Source organism: Brevundimonas sp. ABV4_179 (assembly GCF_056311945.1).
This window is the reverse complement of sequence record NZ_CM149976.1, coordinates 249,418-264,735: the sequence shown is the minus strand read 5'-3', so window position 1 is coordinate 264,735 and position 15,318 is coordinate 249,418. Positions and strand designations below refer to the sequence as shown.

Below are 15,318 nucleotides of genomic sequence, written 5' to 3'. Positions count from 1 at the left end.
GGGTCAGACCGGCGTCGCCTTCGGCGGGGACCGGGACGGGTTCAGAAGGGGGACGCCGCGACCCGTCACATCCTTGATATTGGCGGTGACGAGCGTCAGACCGTGGACCAGCGCGGTCGCGGCCAGGGCGGTATCCTCCTCGTCGCCGTCGCGCTCGGCCAGCATCCGGCCCCAGACGGCGGCCACGGCTTCGTCGATGGGCAGGATGCGGCCCGCATAGGCGGCGATGACCGCGTCCACGCCCTGTGTGATCGCCGCGGCGGCAGGATGGTCAGCGGCTGTCGCCCGCTCCGCTCCGTATCGCAACTCGCGGACAGTCATGGCGCTGATGCAGAGCTCGTGGTCATCGACCGACCGGAGCCAGGCCAGGATGTTGGCGGACGGTTTGGGCTTGCTGCTCTGGCTGACGACGTTGGTGTCAAGCAGATAGATCATCCCCTCGGCCGCATGAACGGCTCGAGCCCGCCAAGGTCGGCTCCCTGCATCGCGCGCTTCGCCGACGTCGCCGGGTAAGGGCGACCGGATTTGGGATGGGCGCGCGCATAAGCGGTCGCCGCCTTGATCTTGGCGAGCGACAGCGACGGGTAGTCCTCGAGGATCTCCTCATCGGTGGCTCCGCCTGCCGAGAGCGCCGCCAGGCGATGGACCTCGATGTCGGTGCCTCTTACGACGGGAGCGCCGTGTTTGATCTCGATGGCGCGATCCACGGCCTCCAGCGCCTTCAGGCGTTGCGCGACATTTGTCCGATGCCGCTTCAACTGCACGATGAGCGGCCCGACAGAGACGCTGGCGGACTGCGCGGGCTCCTTGGCCACGGCGACGTAGAGGTCGTCGAGCGCGGACGGCGTCAGGGTGTGGCGATAGGTGGCCACCATGTCGAGATAGACGAGATCGGTCAGGCCGACGCATCGCACGGCGCGCTTGGCCGGACCTGAGGCCTCTGGCTTGAGCGGTCGGCGGTTGACGTCGCGTTTGATCGCGTCGAGCGGTTGATCAAGGACGAACGCCGCTTCGGGCAGAGTCCACTGGGGATCGGACATCGAACAAGCCTCCTAATATGATCCAATATAGGATCACATTGTGGGTTCGGCAATGTCGGTGAGACCCAGGATCGCGTGCGCGACCGAACACCGTCCAAAGGAGCGGAGGAAGGGAGTTTCCGGGTGAAGCGGGATTGGGGAGATCGGCTCCCCGACGGCTTCGGATATCCAGGAGACTGACATTAGGATAATGTTCCTATTTCATGCCTTTTCAGGTCATCTCATTCTGTTCCAACTTACGGAAAAGATTGTAGAAATCCTGTTTTCCGGTACGATGTGCAAATCGCGGAAACAGGTAGCAAATCGCACTTTCTGCTACCCATACGCTACCTTTTTTGGGCCGTTCGATGCCGAAACTGACGAAGAAACTGATTGAAAACCTAGAACCCGCAGCCGCCGAGTTCTGCGTGTGGGACACCCAGGTCACAGGCTTTGGAGTTCGCGTCAGGCCCGGAGGCGGACGCAGCTATGTCCTCTTTTATCGACTGGGAGGCCGGTTCCGGAAGCTCACCCTTGGCAAGGCCGACGGAGGGTATGGTCTTGATGAGGCGCGTGACCGGGCGATCGAGAAACTTCAGGACGTGAGGGACGGGGTCGATCCCCAAGCCCAGAAGGTCGCCGACAGGAACGCGCTGACCGTGGAAGCGCTGACCGACCTCTATCTCGAGCAGGGACCCGCGCTGAAGCCGAATAAGAAGGACTCAAGCTGGGAGACGAACCGCATCATGTTCGATTGCCACATCAAGCCGCTGCTCGGCCGGCATCTCGCCCGCGACGTCACCGCGATGGATGTGTCGCGGATGCAGTTCGACATCTCTCAGGGCAAGACGGCCAGAAACGTCATGCTTGGACACCGTCGTCGGTCGAAGGTGAGGGGCGGCAAGCGCGTGGCCGCGATGGCGGTGATCACGCTCGGGGCGGTCTACGAGTTCGCGATTAAGGCCGAGTATCTCCAGAAGAACCCGACCAAAGGCGTCGAAAGGTTCAAAACGATCCGAAAGGAGCGATACCTATCCGAGCGGGAAATTGCCGCGCTCGCCGAGGCCTTGGCGGAGTTTGAGCGCGAGGACGAGCGCTACGCCGTCATGGCCGACTCGGTGCGCCTGCTGATGCTGACCGGGTGCCGCAAATCGGAAATCCTGACGCTGCAATGGGACTTCGTCGACTGGTCCAAGGGCTGCCTGCGCCTCCCCGAGTCAAAGACTGGGGCCAAGGTCGTGCCGCTGGCCGACGATGCGATCGCGGTGCTCCGGCGTCGTTGGGACGAGACCCGAGCTCCCGAGGCGTCGAGGGGCCACAACTCGGGGGACACGACGCCGGCGCTTGGCACGGGATCGCCCTGGGTGCTGCCCGCCCTGAAGGGAGACGGCCACTTCGTCGGCCTCCCCAATCTGTGGACCAAGGTCAAGGCAAGAGCGGATGCGATCCTGCATCGGCGGATCCACGACCTGGGCGGCGACCTTCGCGAAGTCCGGTCATTAACGACCGTCCGACTCCATGACCTCCGGCACAGTTTCGCGAGCTTCGCCATCGCGGATGGCGCGTCACTGTTCCTCGTCGGAAAGGTTCTCGGCCATAAGCAGGCGAGGACGACCGAGATCTACGCGCACCTGAGCGATGATCCGCTGAAGCTTGTGGCGAACAAGACGGCAGCGAGACTGAGCCAGGCCATGAGGTTCTAGCCGCTGCTCTATCATTGCCGCTTAAGCACCCTCCCTTACAGCTCCCAGCCGACAGTTAGACGGTCGCGGCCCGGAGGCAACAGGCCACTCACCCTCCGCCAACGAGAGGCCTCTTGCCCCGCCACAGCTTTAACGTTGATGGTGGGCTATGCCTTTCCCCGACCCAAACTGGATCGCGCCGCGCACGGGCCACGATTGGCGTGACGAAGACGTGCGCGCCGCGGTCGATTGGCTGAAAGGCTTCGTGCCGGTCAGTGAAATGGAGGGCCGGCTTGAGGTCCAGCGCGCTCACCTTGCGTCGGCGCTCGAAGCTTGGAAGCGAGGCCAACACGCCGATCCCTTTGATCCATCCGACGCCGCGGCGTGGTGGATCGTCCAGGGCGAGGCCTTCGCCGCCAACCGCGAGAGCTTCGTGCCGGACGCCATGGTTCGGTCTGTTCCCTACCTGAAGCGCCTCGGCCTGGAGTTGGGGCGATTGCGGGCGATACCGGGTGCCGAGGACCGGGCCGCGCGCCTGATGACGGGCGATCGGCGCCAGCCCGAGCCCGGCATTTATGAACTGCTGGTCGCCCTAGCCTGGAACAGGCATGGCTGGGACACCCGGTTCGTACAAGAAATCCGTGGCGGACCGCCGACCCCGGACTTGCATGCCTCCCGGGGCACTCGTCGCTGGGCCATCGAATGCAAGCGCCTCATGCCATCGGCCTACGCCATCAAAGAGCGTCAGCTTGGCTTGGCGCTCGCTGCGCCCGTCCATCGCCTGAGGGAGCGCCTGGACACGTCCTTCATCCTGACAATCGACTTCAAGGTCGAACTTCAGGACGTCCCGCCCGACTATCTCGTAAACCGGGTGGAGACGGCCCTTCGCGAAAAGCGGGCAGTCTGGTCCGATCAGGTCTCGGACGGTGCGATCGCCGCGCCGACCTGGCATCTGGCGCGCCGGGTCATGGCCCATGACGACGTGTTCTACGGGTCGAGCCGGATGATCGAACTGGTCTCCGGCAACTACGATCACGAAGCCGACCACAGCTTCTCGGCCCGGTGGCGCCCGGCGAAGAAGCGGCCAATCTACGCCCATACCATCTACCGTGTGAGCGTTGTGACCTGGACAAGTTCCTCGCCCGCCGCCATCCGGCACAAGGCCAAGCACTTCCGGCAGGTGGTTGCGAAGGCCGAGCGGCAGCTGCCGGCCGACCGGCCTGGTGTCGTCCACGTCGGCGTCGAGACCATGGGCGGACGCGACGTGAACACCGTCAGGCACGTTCGAAACATGGTAGAGGCCCACCAGTTCACGCCCGACAATCCGCGCTTCCGCTGGGTATACGCCAACTACTTGCGCCCTGAACTGACCACGGATCGAAATGAGACCTGGGCGCTGACGGAGTCGATGGCGCCCTACCGTATCGGCCGGCACGCGACGCCGTGGCCGCTTCCGGATCATCTCTTAGTAAGCGAGGAGGCCGAGTCGAGTCCTGGTCTTCGGTTCTGACCGGGGATGCGGATCGTATGAGCGCGCACCTAGGTCGATGTTTTCTTCGTTCCTGGTTTCAAGGCAAAGGTTCCGGCAACCACGCCCGCAGCAATGGTCGCGCTAGAAGTTGTGTCCAGATGGAGCATCGCCTCGCACGCCTTTAAAGTACCTAGCGCGGGGAGGGCGGATGCCGCGAGCGGGGGGAGCCCATTGACGAAGAGTTCTCCAGTTTCCTTTCCAAGACGAAATACGCCTTGGAAAAGCTCACTAACCGCAGCCCATTGGGTTTCAAAAGGGCGTCCTGCGCGGGCCAAACGCAGCAGGTCGCCGAGTTCCCGATGGAGCCTGTGGAGAGCGTCGATCTCCTCCCACAGAAGCGGTTGAGATGCGTTTGAGGCTCCCGGAATGCTCCGATCACGGATCAGCCGTTCCAGACCTTCAAGAGCAATCGGCGCTAGCCGGACCACTCGTTGCGCTCGCGCTGTAAGCGGCATGTCAAAGTTATCGAACGGCTCATCCTCTGAGGAAGAAGGAGTTGGCTCGATCGCTACAGGAAGACTGCCTGGGAGGGGTGCAAATGGCGTGTCTTTGGGTTTGTCGGGCCAAAAGGTGCGAGCGTAGTTTGTTGATCTCGGGCGAAAAACGAGCTCCATGTATTCGCCGAGGGGTTCAAATGCCTCATGCACGTGGGCGATCTGCTCATCAATCGAAAGGCCAGTTCTGGCCAGATATCGCGTGAGCGCCGGCAGGTCCGCGCTGTCTTCGACGAAGTCTGGCACAAGGTCGGACATACCGGTGTCGCGCGTAAAATGACGCCGGAGAAATGCGTAGGCGGGCTCGAGATTGACGCTTGGTTCGAGCAACGCGGTTTCGATAAGGTCCGTAAAAGCGAGCAGAAGATCCCAGTGGTCCTCAGGCATGTCTTCGACAGCCAACGTAAACCGCCCCATGTTCCGTCCTCGTATGGTGATGCGCTCCACCATACTTCGGAGTCGCAAGAGCGAGCTTATCCGAAGAGGCCGCCAGCCACGATCCGATCATCCAGTCGTCGGCCAAAGCGTCTCTGCCCCTGGCTTCCGGACTTCAACGCCGGATGTGGAGCGATGGCGACTACCCGTGCCTTCTGATCACCAGGTTGCGGATTTCGGTCATGTCTTCCATGGCGAACTTGACCCCCTCGCGTCCCAGCCCTGAATCCTTGACCCCGCCATACGGCATGTTGTCCACGCGATAGCTGGGAACGTCGCCGATGAGCACGCCGCCGACCTCCAGCACCTCCCAGGCCCGCATCGCCTTGTGGATGTCGCGAGTGAAGATACCGGCCTGCAGGCCGAACCGGCTGTCGTTGACCTCTTCCAGCGCAACCTCGAAATCGGAGAAACGGGACAGGATCGCGACCGGCCCGAACGCCTCCTCGTCGCGGATCTTCAGGCCCCGACCTACGCCCTCCAGCAGCGTCGCTTCCAACATCGCGCCCTGACGGCCGCCGCCGCACAGTAGGGTCGCGCCCGCAGCGGTAGCCTCGGCGATCCAGCTCTCAAGCCGGCGCGCCTCCCCCTCGTCAATCATGGGGCCGATGAAGACGTTCTCGTCCAGAGGATCGCCAGAGACGAGCGCGCGGACCTTGGTGACCAGCATGTCCCGCAAGGCCTCGTAGATGTCCTCGTGGATCAGGATGCGCTGCACGCCGATGCACGACTGCCCCGACTGGTAAAAGGCCCCGAAGATGATCCGGTCCGTGGCGTCCGCCAGATCGGTATCGCGATCGACGATCACCGCAGCATTGCCGCCGAGCTCCAGCACCACCTTCTTCTTGCCGGATCTGGCCTTGAGGGCCCAGCCCACCTCGGGCGAGCCCGTGAACGAAAGCAGCTTCAACCGGTCGTCGGTGGTGAATAGATCCGCGCCGTCGCGGGTCGCCGGCAGGATGGAGAAAGCGCCTTTGGGAAGGTCGGTCTCGGCCAGCACCTCGCCGATGATCAAGGCGCCCAGCGGCGTCCTCGACGCAGGTTTCATCACGAAGGGGCAGCCGACGGCCAGCGCCGGGGCGATCTTGTGCGCCGCAAGGTTCAGAGGGAAGTTGAACGGTGAGATGAAGGAGCAGGGGCCGATCGGAACGCGCTTCCACATGCCTTGATATCCTTTGGCGCGGGCGGAGATGTCCAGCGGCTGGACCTCGCCGGTCATGCGCACGGATTCCTCGGCCGCGATGCGGAAGGTGTCGATCAGTCGGCTGACCTCGCCGCGCGAGTCCCGGATCGGCTTACCGGCCTCGATGCACAGGGCATAGGCCAGTTCGTCCGCCCGTTCCTGGAACCGAGTCACGCAATGGGCGAGGACCGCCTGGCGTTCGTAGGCCGCCATCTCGGCCATCGGACGCGTGGCCTGAACCGCCGCGCCGATGGCCTTGTCGATCGTCGCCGCGTCGGCCAGGGCGACCCTTGTCGCCACCTCGCCGGAGTATTTGTTGGTGACCTCGAGGTCCTGGTTCGGGCTCAGCGCCTCATTGGCCAGGTAGAGCGGATAGGACGTCTTCAGGGAGGGCAAAGGATCGCTCCGGCATAGGCTGGCGGTTGACCTAGAGCGCGGCGCTCAGGTCACGAATGTCAGTGTTCAGAATACGGTCGTTGTCGGCATAGTCGACCGGAACCTCCACCAGATGGACGCCCGGCGTATCGAGGCAGGCCCGCAAGAGGTCTGGCAGGCCTTCCGCGCTGGTCGCGCGGTGCCCGTGTGCTCCGTAGGACTCGGCGTATTTGACGAAGTCCGGATTGCCGTAGGTCAGACCCCAGTCGGCAAAACCCATATGCGCCTGTTTCCAGCGGATCATGCCGTAACTGTTGTCGTTGAGAACCAGAACGACCAGGTTGAGCCCCAGCCTGACGGCGGTTTCCATCTCCTGGCTGTTCATCATGAAGCCGCCGTCGCCGCAGACGGCCATGACCTTTCGCCCCGGGCAGATCATGGCCGACGCCATCGCCGAGGGCAGGCCGGCGCCCATGGTGGCCAGCGCGTTGTCCACCAGCATGGTGTTGGGCATGTAGGCCGGGTAGTTCCGGGTGAACCAGATTTTGTAGACGCCGTTGTCGAGGCAGACGATGCCGTCGTCCGGCATCACCTGCCGGATCTGGTCGACCAGGTATTGCGGATAGACCGGATAGCGCGTGTCACCCACCGAGGCGGCGGAATGCGCGATCTCGGCGCGCCGGAACCGCTCCATGTCCGCGAATGTCCAGTCGGCCTGCGGGTCAAGGGCTTCCTTCAGCTGCCAGATGGCGTTGGCTATGTCGCCGACCACCTCGATCTGGGGGAAATAGACAGGATCCACCTCGGCTGTGCGGAAGCCGATGTGGATCACGTCGCAACCCTCGGCAGTCATGAAGAAGGGCGGCTTCTCGATGACATCATGGCCGACATTGATGATGACGTCCGCCGCATCGACGACGCGATGAACGAAGTCGCCTGACGAAAGAGCGGCGCAGCCGAGATATTTCGGATTGCGCTCGTCGATGACGCCTTTGCCCAGTTGGGTGGTGATGAAGGGGATGCCGGTTTTCTCGACGAACTCGGTAAGCATCCGGCTGGTCATCTTGCGGTTGGCGCCCGCCCCGACGATCAGAAGCGGGGATTTGGCCCGCGCAATCCGGTCGGCCGCGATCTGGATCGACTTGGGGTCTGGAATGGGACGGCGCACCTGGCTCGCGGGGATCGGGCCGTTGTCGGTCTGTTCGCGGGCGACGTCTTCGGGCAGTTCCAGATGCGTCGCGCCGGGCTTTTCCTCCTGGGCCAGGCGCACGGCCTCGCGCACCCGGGCGGGGATGTTGTCGGCCGAGGCCAGTTGATGCGTGTATTTGGTGATCGGCCGCATCATGTCGACCACATCCAGAATCTGGAATCGTCCCTGTTTGGAGGACTTGATCGGCTTCTGGCCGGTGATCATCATCATTGGCATGCCGCCCAGCTGCGCATAGGCGGCCGTGGTGACGAGATTGGTCGCGCCTGGACCCAGCGTCGCCAGGCAGACGCCGACCTTGCCCGTGTGCCGGCCATAGGTCGCCGCCATGAATCCTGCGCCCTGTTCGTGGCGCGTGAGGATCAGCCGGATCTGTTTTGATCGGGACAGGCTGTCCAGAAGGTCGAGATTCTCCTCGCCCGGCACGCCGAATACGTATTCGACACCCTCCTGTTCGAGGCATGCGACGAACAGATCAGACGCCTTGGTCATGGAAACTCCGGGGTCAGGTGACGATCAACTCCCGGACTGGGGGGCCGGGCGTAGGTGGATCAACGATGGGGCGGTCAACCGACGCGCGATTGATCCTGTAGCTGGCGAACGGTGGCGCGGTCGCCCTGAAGCTCGACCGACTGCTGGCCGATCAGGTGGTTATACCGTCTCGAAAGTAGCGAGATAGGCGCTGAAGTGTGGACCGGCGTAGAAAAGGGATCCCGTTAGCTGTGTGGTCGGCGTCAATAAGGACCCCTGATCCCTGAAGCCTAACGGTGGCGGCTTGGCGGATAGCGCGCGCCGTTTGCTGAATGATCGGATCACGCTTCGCGGCCTGCTCGGTTGGCCGCAGAAAGCCACAGCCTTGCTTGCTGCTCCAAAGCAGACGTCGTGAAGCGCCGTTCTCAGTCCTTGAGGCATGGAGCGACCGGTAGGGATTCGATCCCAGAACCCGCGAGCCTTCCAACGCCAGATCGACGTTATAAACCGCTGCTCTGCGCCGCTACCGACGGCGTCGCCCGTGTCAACGCCCGCATCGGCAATGCGCCGATGCGGGCGTCTTTGACAGGCTAGGCGTTCGCGCCGCCGTCGACCGTTATAACCGTGCCGTTGATCATGCTGGCCGCCGGGCTGGCCAGGAAGGCGACGGCGTCGGCGATTTCGCGCGGGTCCGCATAGCGTCCCACGGACGACAGACCGCGCTGAAAATCGGCGCCTTCGCCGTCAGCCGGATTGGCCTCGGTATCGGTCGATCCTGGCGAGACGAGGTTCACGGTGACGCCGAGCGGACCAAGCTCCCGCGAAAGGCCGCGCGTGAAGGACAGTAGAGCCGATTTCGTCATGGCGTAGGCCGTCACCCCAGGGAAGGGGACCCGATCACCCAAGGCGGAGCCGATCGAGATGATCCGCCCGCCCTGACCGAGGTGCGGGATCGCGGCCTTGGAAAAGGCGACGGGTCCGCGAACATTCACGTCCATCAGGGTCTGGAATTGAGCGAGGTCCAGATCCGCGACGGGACCGGCTAGTCCGATGGCCGCGCTATTGACCAGGATGTCCAAGCCGCCGAGCGCATTGACCGTCTCAGCTACGGCGCTCTCGATGGCGTCGGTGTCGGCGCTGTCGGCCTTCACGGCGAGGCCGCGGCGCCCGACCTTCTGGATCGCAGCGACGACGCTGTCCGCGCGCTGCGGGGAGTTTTGGTAGGTGATGGCGACGTCCGCGCCGCGCTCGGCCAAGGCCTGAGCAATCGCAGCGCCAATAGCGGCATATAGCCCGGGGCCAGGACGACGGCGATGAAGCCGATATCGGTGGCGCTCACGGCCACGAGGTTGATCCACCAGCCCCGTGAACTGTTCCGCCAGTTCAGGACCACCGCGGCTACGATCGCTATCAGGGCGAAGCAGAGCAGGTTCCAGGCGTTCTGCAGAACTCGCGCGCGTTCCATGCCGTCCGCCATCTGCTGTCCGAGACTGTAGACCTTCCACGCCGCCTGAACGTGGAGCAGGCCCCAGATCACGTAGGCGACCGCGCCCGCCTTCGCCAGCCAGGCGGCGGCCGGGGCTGAGGAGGGGGGCGGGGCGGAGCGGGGGCGCTGAAGCGTCATGACGGTCTCTGGTCTCGTGTTGTCGCGCCGAAGCCTTCTTGGCGACCGGTGCTCGGGCGATGTCCGCACGGCGCCGCCGTGTCAGGTTTCCGCTCGTGACGGGGTTGCCAGGGGCGGGCCCCCGGGAAGGTCTAGCCCGTCGGCTGACCAGCGGCGGCGCCGGACTGGAGAACACTGAGTTCTCCCGGTCCAGGCGGACGGCGACAGGCGAGGGGGCTACCTTGACCCCATCGTCGCCTTGGCCGGGCTTCCCCCCAATCCCCCGACCCGGCCGGGCGTCGTCAGCCTGCGTGCTTGCGCGCAGGCGCATCCCGATCTCAACGCCAGGAGTATCTGTAATGGCTAGCGAACCCATCCGTGATCCGAAAACCGATCACCTCCTCACGCCGCAAAACTGCGCTTTTCTTCTGATCGACTATCAGCCGATCCAGGTCAGCTCGATCCGGTCCATCGGCCAGGAGGAACTGCTCTTCAACATCGTCCACACCGTCAAGGCGGTCGTGAATTACAACGTCCCGGTCATCCACTCGTCGGTGAACGTGGCGACGGGCCTCAACAAAGCGCCGATTCAACCCCTCATGGACCTGCTGCCTGACACGCCGGTCATCGACCGCACGACGGTGAATGCGTGGGAAGATGTGGAATTCAAGCAAGCCGTCCTCGCCACGGGCCGCAAGAAGCTGATCATGACCGCGCTGTGGACCGAGGTCTGCCTTGCCTTCCCCGCACTCGACGCACTGCGCGAAGGGTTCGACGTCTACGTCGTGGCCGACGCGATCGGCGGCACCTCCGTGGCGGCGCATGAGCTCGGGCTGCGCCGCGTCGAGCAGGCCGGCGGCAAGCTCATCAGCAAAACTCAGCTGTGGTGCGAGCTCCAGCGCGACTGGTCCCGCAAGGATACGGTCCCGGGCTTCATGGACGTGTTCGAGAGTTGGGACGGGTTCAACCCCGAAAAGAACGCCCACGTCTAAGAGTTCTACCGCTCCCGCGCCCTTCCGAGGGCGCGGGCGCGACGCCTTGGTCTCTCTTCCCGCCGGTCGGCGAGAAGAGAGGTGGGCGCGCATGCAGGCCGTCATCAGGACCTTCACCTGCAGGATGTCGCCATGGACGACGATCGGATTGCGGCAATATTCTTCACACGGGTGTTCCCATCTCCACGTGGTTGGGGGCCGAACCCAACGGCGCGACCGTGAAATGCGCCGAACATGTTTTCACAAAATCCGGGACGGTCGGTTCTACGAGCAGAACTTCCTGCTCGACGGAGCGGCGATACACAGGCAGCTCGTGGTGAACTTGGCGCTGTACAGTCGGTCGCCCGGGCCGACCGGCCAGCGTCGAACCTGAGTTATGGCTGAGCGCCTTGAGCGCCAGTCGGCAAGGGAGAATCGACGCTTCAGACGATGTTGAGGAGTGGCTCGGGCGCCGCGATCTAGCCCTGCGATGATAGTCGCTTGGCTGGAGTTGCAATGGTTTTCGTGACGTCGGAAAGGCCGGTCACCCGCCCGGTTGTCAGCTATAGGGGGCCGGTCGGACTCGATCCTGGAGGATCGCGCCTAGGCCGAGCGAACGCGCCGTCGGTCCTAGTTGCCGCCTTCGCGGCCGCCGGCTTCCCGCAGCAGGTCGCCAATCCCTCGCCCGTTCAGGCGACAGGCGGCGACGACGCGATCGTAGACGACGACCCGGCCGCTTCTGCCCCTGACCGCGACGCAGGTTAGCCTGCGCCCCCGCACCAGACTGGCCAGACGATCCCGGGCGCCGCGACCGGCCGGGCTGTTGAGTTCCGGGGCGTCAAAGTCCGACAGCCGCACCTCGATCCAGGTCGCCGGGTCCGCCGTGGAGCCAAGGCACAGGCCGTCGCCGTCCCCGACATAGCGGACCACCCCGGAGAAGGTTTCGCCGGCCCGGTCAGGCAGGCGGCCCTCGCACGGGTCGGCGCGGGCAGCGGCGGGGGTGAGGAGGAGGCCGGCGACAACGAGGAGCCATTTCATGGGCACAGGGTGAAGCGTGTCCGCCGCTTCGCCAAGACGCCGTCGATCGAAAGGGAAAGCGAGGGCGGCGGCGGGCGCTCCGATCAGGGAGCGCAGACCAGGAGGTCGCCATGAGATCGCTTCCCGACCGCGCGCCGGCATATCCGGCCCTTGCGGCTACACCCTCCTTCGCCGCCGAGCCGTCAACTCTCTCAAGTCTGGACGACCTGGCCCTGCTCGGCCTGCTGCTTGGGCGATGCCTGTCGGCGCCTATGGTCGGCGCCACCGCTGAGGCCCTCGTCGATCGGTTCGGGTCGCTCGGCGATATCGCCGCCGCCGAGGTCGCCGAACTCGGCCGGCTGCCCGGGATGGGTCCGGCGGCCATTCTGGATCTCAAGCTGTTGCGCGAACTGAGCGTGCGGCTGTCGCGGACCACGGCGTGCGCCCGCCCGGTCCTGTCATCCTGGAACGCGCTCACAGCCTATGCCCGGACGACCCTGGCCCATCTGCCCCGGGAACAGTTCCGAACCCTCTTTCTCGACCGCCGCAATCACCTCTTGCGCGACGAACTGGTCGCCGACGGCACGGTGGACCACGCGCCCGTCTATCCGCGGGAAATCATCCGGCGGGCGCTCGAACTGTCCGCCTCGTCCCTGATCCTGGTGCACAACCACCCCACTCGCTCAAATCGATCACGTTGGATCACGCACAAGCATGCTGAATCACTAGGAAATTCGCGAATTTTTAGCCTTGCGTAGTGGGGGCGGTTTTGTCAAATTGGGGGCGGTTTAAGGGGTAGGAAACGGCATTCCGCTCCCAGCAAGCGATCCCCTTTCTCCTTGACCGATCCCAGTTGCGGGACAGGAGAAACGTGATGCCAAGCCTGACCGATACCGCGATCCGACATGCGTTGAAGCGTGTCGAAGCGAGCCAGAAACAAGAAAACCTCGCCGATGGCGAAGGGCGCGGGACCGGGCGGCTCGTCCTCGTCCTGAAGCCGATGCCCAAACGCGTGACCGCCGACTGGATGGCGCAGCAATGGCGTGACGGCAAGCGCTCCAAGAAGAAGATCGGCGCCTACCCTTCCATGTCCCTCGCCGAGGCGCGCGAAATCTACAAGCGCGACTATGCCGACGTTATCCAGAAGGGCCGAAGCATCAGGATCGCGACGGACACCCGTCCCGGCACCGTCGCCGACCTTTTCGAAGGCTATGTCGCGTCGCTCAAAGCCGCAGGCAAGCCGTCATGGAAGGAGACGGAGAAGGGCCTGAACAAGATCGCCGACACGCTTGGCCGCAATCGTCTCGCCCGCGAGATCGATCCCGAAGAGATCGTCGAAGTCATCCGACCAATCTACGACCGAGGCGCGCGCGCGATGGCCGACCATGTCCGTGGCTATCTCCACGCGGCCTATGGCTGGGGCATGAAGTCCGACAACGACTATCGGAACACTTCGCCGCGCCGCTTTCGAATTCCCTTCAATCCGGCCACGGACATTCCGACCGAACCTAAGGTCCAGGGCACGCGCTGGCTCGACGAGGACGAGTTCGTCCGGCTCTATCGCTGGCTGGAAAGCCCCGACACGCCCATCCACCCGCCCTACACCCGCGCCGTCCGACTTCTCATGCTGACCGGCCAGCGGGTCCAGGAAATCGCTCGCCTCCATATCGACCAATGGGATGCCAAGGAGCGGATCATTGACTGGTCGAAGACCAAGAACCTTCAGCCGCATGCCGTCCCCGTGCCGTCGCTAGCCGCCGAGTTGCTCCAATCCATCAACGTGAACGAATATGGCTGGTTCTTCCCCTCAGCGACGGACCCGTCGAAGCCGGTCAGCCATGGCACGCTTTACTCGTTCATGTGGCGCCAGCGCGATCGCGGTGTGATCCCCTACGTGACGAACCGCGATCTCCGTCGCACCTTCAAGACGCTCGCCGGCAAGGCCGGTGTCTCCAAGGAAATCCGCGACCGTCTCCAGAACCACGCGCTTCAGGACGTCAGCTCCAAGAACTACGACCGCTGGAACTACATGCCCGAGAAGCGCGCCGGCATGGCGAAGTGGGACAAGTTCGTTCGCGCGATGCTGGCGAAGAAGAAAGGCACCGGCGCCTTGAAGAAGGCAGCGTGAGCGGTCGGCTTTTCGTGTTGGCCGCCGCGACCGCGACGTTCTGCTACGCCGCGCCCGCCCACGCAGATCCGTGCGAAGGCCCTCTCCCGTCGCGGGCCGGCGTCCAGTTTTCGGGACTCGTCCGATACGTGGGGGACGGCGACGGCCTCTGTGTCGGGCGAACGGCGGATCCCAATGAGTGGATTGAAGTCCGCCTCGCCGATTTCAACGCCCCGGAGCTGCACGCTCCCGGCGGTCCCACAGCGAAGGCGGTGCTCGAACGCCTGGTTCTCCAACGTGAGGTCGTATGCACCTCCGAGCGCGGTCGCGGCGGTCATGTCCGCTCCTTTGATCGCGTTATCGCGCGATGCCGCATCGGTGCAGCCAGTCTTGGCGACCTGCTGCGCCAGGCCGGCGTAGCTGAGGGCGGCAACTGATGCGATCCAACTCGCCATTGACTCCACATAGCTTGGAGGCTATATGACTTGGAACGTCAGACTGCATGATGCCTTCGAGGCGGAGTTTCTGGCTTTCGAGCGCGAGGTCCAGACCGAATTGCTGGCGGTCGCGAAGCTGCTAGGCGAATACGGCCCGCAGCTCAGTCGGCCGTATGCTGACACGCTCAAAGGCTCGAAACACGCCAACATGAAGGAGATGCGTTTCTCGGCCGCCGATGGCGAATGGCGTGCTGCCTTCGCCTTTGATCCCGAACGGAAGGCCATCCTTCTCGTCGCGGGCGACAAATCGGGCGGCAGCCAGAAGCGCTTCTATAAGCAGCTTATTGCAAAGGCGGACAGCCGGTTTTCCGCACATCTGGAAAACCTGAAATCCGCAAAGAAGGACTGATCCGATGGGCCGGAGCCTGGACGAAATCATCGCTTCCCTACCCCGCGACCAGCAGGAGCAGATCGAGGCGCGCTACGAAGAGATGAAGCAGGAGGTCGAGGGCCTCCGCGAGCTGCGGCAGATCGCCGGCAAAGCTCAGGCCGACATCGCGACGGCGCTGAACATCAAGCAGCCCTCGGTCTCGAAGATTGAGAAGCAGGCGGACATGTATCTCTCGACGCTTCGCAGTTATGTCGAGGCGATAGGCGGAAAGCTGGAACTAACCGTGAAGCTGCCGGCTCGTCCGGCATTCACGATCCACCATCTCGGTGATGTCGCCGCGCCAGCCGGCAAGCCCACCGTCGCTCGGCGCAAGGTCGTTGGCTTGCGGTAGAAGC

Annotated in this window: 16 protein-coding genes; 8 read left to right on the top strand and 8 right to left on the bottom strand. The window is 64.0% G+C overall.

All coding sequences use genetic code 11. From position 1 onward, the window contains the following. Positions 1 to 3 precede the first annotated feature (3 nt). Complete coding sequence (locus ACYX4P_RS01330; protein ID WP_035305778.1) at positions 4 to 435, bottom strand: type II toxin-antitoxin system VapC family toxin; 432 nt, start codon at positions 433 to 435, stop codon at positions 4 to 6. Beyond that, positions 432 to 1,040 carry a DUF433 domain-containing protein gene (locus ACYX4P_RS01325; RefSeq protein ID WP_291537800.1) on the bottom strand — a complete coding sequence of 203 codons (609 nt, stop codon included), beginning with the start codon at positions 1,038 to 1,040 and terminating at the stop codon, positions 432 to 434. Before ACYX4P_RS01325 ends, ACYX4P_RS01330 begins: the two co-directional genes overlap by 4 nt. A gap of 347 nt (positions 1,041 to 1,387) precedes the next feature. On the opposite strand from ACYX4P_RS01325, the gene ACYX4P_RS01320 reads away from it, so the two are divergent. Further along, the gene (locus tag ACYX4P_RS01320; RefSeq protein WP_191554966.1) at positions 1,388 to 2,722 is read left to right on the top strand and encodes a tyrosine-type recombinase/integrase; all 1,335 of its coding nucleotides are present in this window, start codon (positions 1,388 to 1,390) and stop codon (positions 2,720 to 2,722) included. A 148-nt stretch (positions 2,723 to 2,870) separates the two neighbouring features. After that, entirely contained in the window at positions 2,871 to 4,211 is a 1,341-nt protein-coding gene (locus ACYX4P_RS01315) for a hypothetical protein (RefSeq protein WP_191554967.1), read from the top strand. 29 nt (positions 4,212 to 4,240) lie between these two features. Here ACYX4P_RS01315 and ACYX4P_RS01310 read toward each other — a convergent pair whose 3' ends face one another. The 5 genes from ACYX4P_RS01310 to ACYX4P_RS01290 form a co-directional block, all read right to left on the bottom strand. Continuing rightward, positions 4,241 to 5,128: a hypothetical protein gene (locus tag ACYX4P_RS01310; protein WP_312595150.1), complete on the bottom strand. Its 888-nt coding sequence runs from the start codon at positions 5,126 to 5,128 to the stop codon at positions 4,241 to 4,243. 175 nt (positions 5,129 to 5,303) lie between these two features. After that, positions 5,304 to 6,740, bottom strand: a complete 1,437-nt coding sequence (locus ACYX4P_RS01305; RefSeq protein WP_191554969.1) for an aldehyde dehydrogenase family protein — start codon at positions 6,738 to 6,740, stop codon at positions 5,304 to 5,306. A gap of 31 nt (positions 6,741 to 6,771) precedes the next feature. After that, positions 6,772 to 8,418 (bottom strand): acetolactate synthase large subunit, encoded by a 1,647-nt coding sequence (locus tag ACYX4P_RS01300; protein ID WP_191554970.1) that lies wholly within the window; start codon positions 8,416 to 8,418, stop codon positions 6,772 to 6,774. A gap of 569 nt (positions 8,419 to 8,987) precedes the next feature. Then, positions 8,988 to 9,653, bottom strand: a complete 666-nt coding sequence (locus ACYX4P_RS01295) for an SDR family NAD(P)-dependent oxidoreductase (RefSeq protein ID WP_224761173.1) — start codon at positions 9,651 to 9,653, stop codon at positions 8,988 to 8,990. Beyond that, positions 9,545 to 10,021 (bottom strand): hypothetical protein, encoded by a 477-nt coding sequence (locus tag ACYX4P_RS01290; protein ID WP_291537832.1) that lies wholly within the window; start codon positions 10,019 to 10,021, stop codon positions 9,545 to 9,547. The genes ACYX4P_RS01295 and ACYX4P_RS01290 overlap by 109 nt, the downstream gene beginning before the upstream one ends. Positions 10,022 to 10,359: 338 nt before the next feature. On the opposite strand from ACYX4P_RS01290, the gene ACYX4P_RS01285 reads away from it, so the two are divergent. Further along, complete coding sequence (locus ACYX4P_RS01285) at positions 10,360 to 10,992, top strand: hydrolase (protein WP_191554971.1); 633 nt, start codon at positions 10,360 to 10,362, stop codon at positions 10,990 to 10,992. A 609-nt stretch (positions 10,993 to 11,601) separates the two neighbouring features. Here ACYX4P_RS01285 and ACYX4P_RS01280 read toward each other — a convergent pair. Continuing rightward, positions 11,602 to 12,009, bottom strand: a complete 408-nt coding sequence (locus ACYX4P_RS01280; RefSeq protein WP_314524912.1) for a thermonuclease family protein — start codon at positions 12,007 to 12,009, stop codon at positions 11,602 to 11,604. A gap of 110 nt (positions 12,010 to 12,119) precedes the next feature. Between ACYX4P_RS01280 and ACYX4P_RS01275 the strand changes: the two genes are divergently transcribed. From ACYX4P_RS01275 to ACYX4P_RS01255, 5 genes are all read left to right on the top strand, one after another. Then, positions 12,120 to 12,746 (top strand): JAB domain-containing protein, encoded by a 627-nt coding sequence (locus ACYX4P_RS01275; protein WP_291537816.1) that lies wholly within the window; start codon positions 12,120 to 12,122, stop codon positions 12,744 to 12,746. A gap of 116 nt (positions 12,747 to 12,862) precedes the next feature. Continuing rightward, positions 12,863 to 14,116 carry a tyrosine-type recombinase/integrase gene (locus ACYX4P_RS01270; protein ID WP_191554974.1) on the top strand — a complete coding sequence of 418 codons (1,254 nt, stop codon included), beginning with the start codon at positions 12,863 to 12,865 and terminating at the stop codon, positions 14,114 to 14,116. Continuing rightward, complete coding sequence (locus tag ACYX4P_RS01265) at positions 14,113 to 14,532, top strand: thermonuclease family protein (protein ID WP_030538435.1); 420 nt, start codon at positions 14,113 to 14,115, stop codon at positions 14,530 to 14,532. The genes ACYX4P_RS01270 and ACYX4P_RS01265 overlap by 4 nt, the downstream gene beginning before the upstream one ends. A gap of 43 nt (positions 14,533 to 14,575) precedes the next feature. Further along, entirely contained in the window at positions 14,576 to 14,941 is a 366-nt protein-coding gene (locus tag ACYX4P_RS01260) for a type II toxin-antitoxin system RelE/ParE family toxin (protein ID WP_191554975.1), read from the top strand. A 4-nt stretch (positions 14,942 to 14,945) separates the two neighbouring features. Continuing rightward, the gene (locus ACYX4P_RS01255; RefSeq protein ID WP_030538437.1) at positions 14,946 to 15,314 is read left to right on the top strand and encodes an XRE family transcriptional regulator; all 369 of its coding nucleotides are present in this window, start codon (positions 14,946 to 14,948) and stop codon (positions 15,312 to 15,314) included. The last annotated feature ends 4 nt before the right edge of the window (positions 15,315 to 15,318 follow it).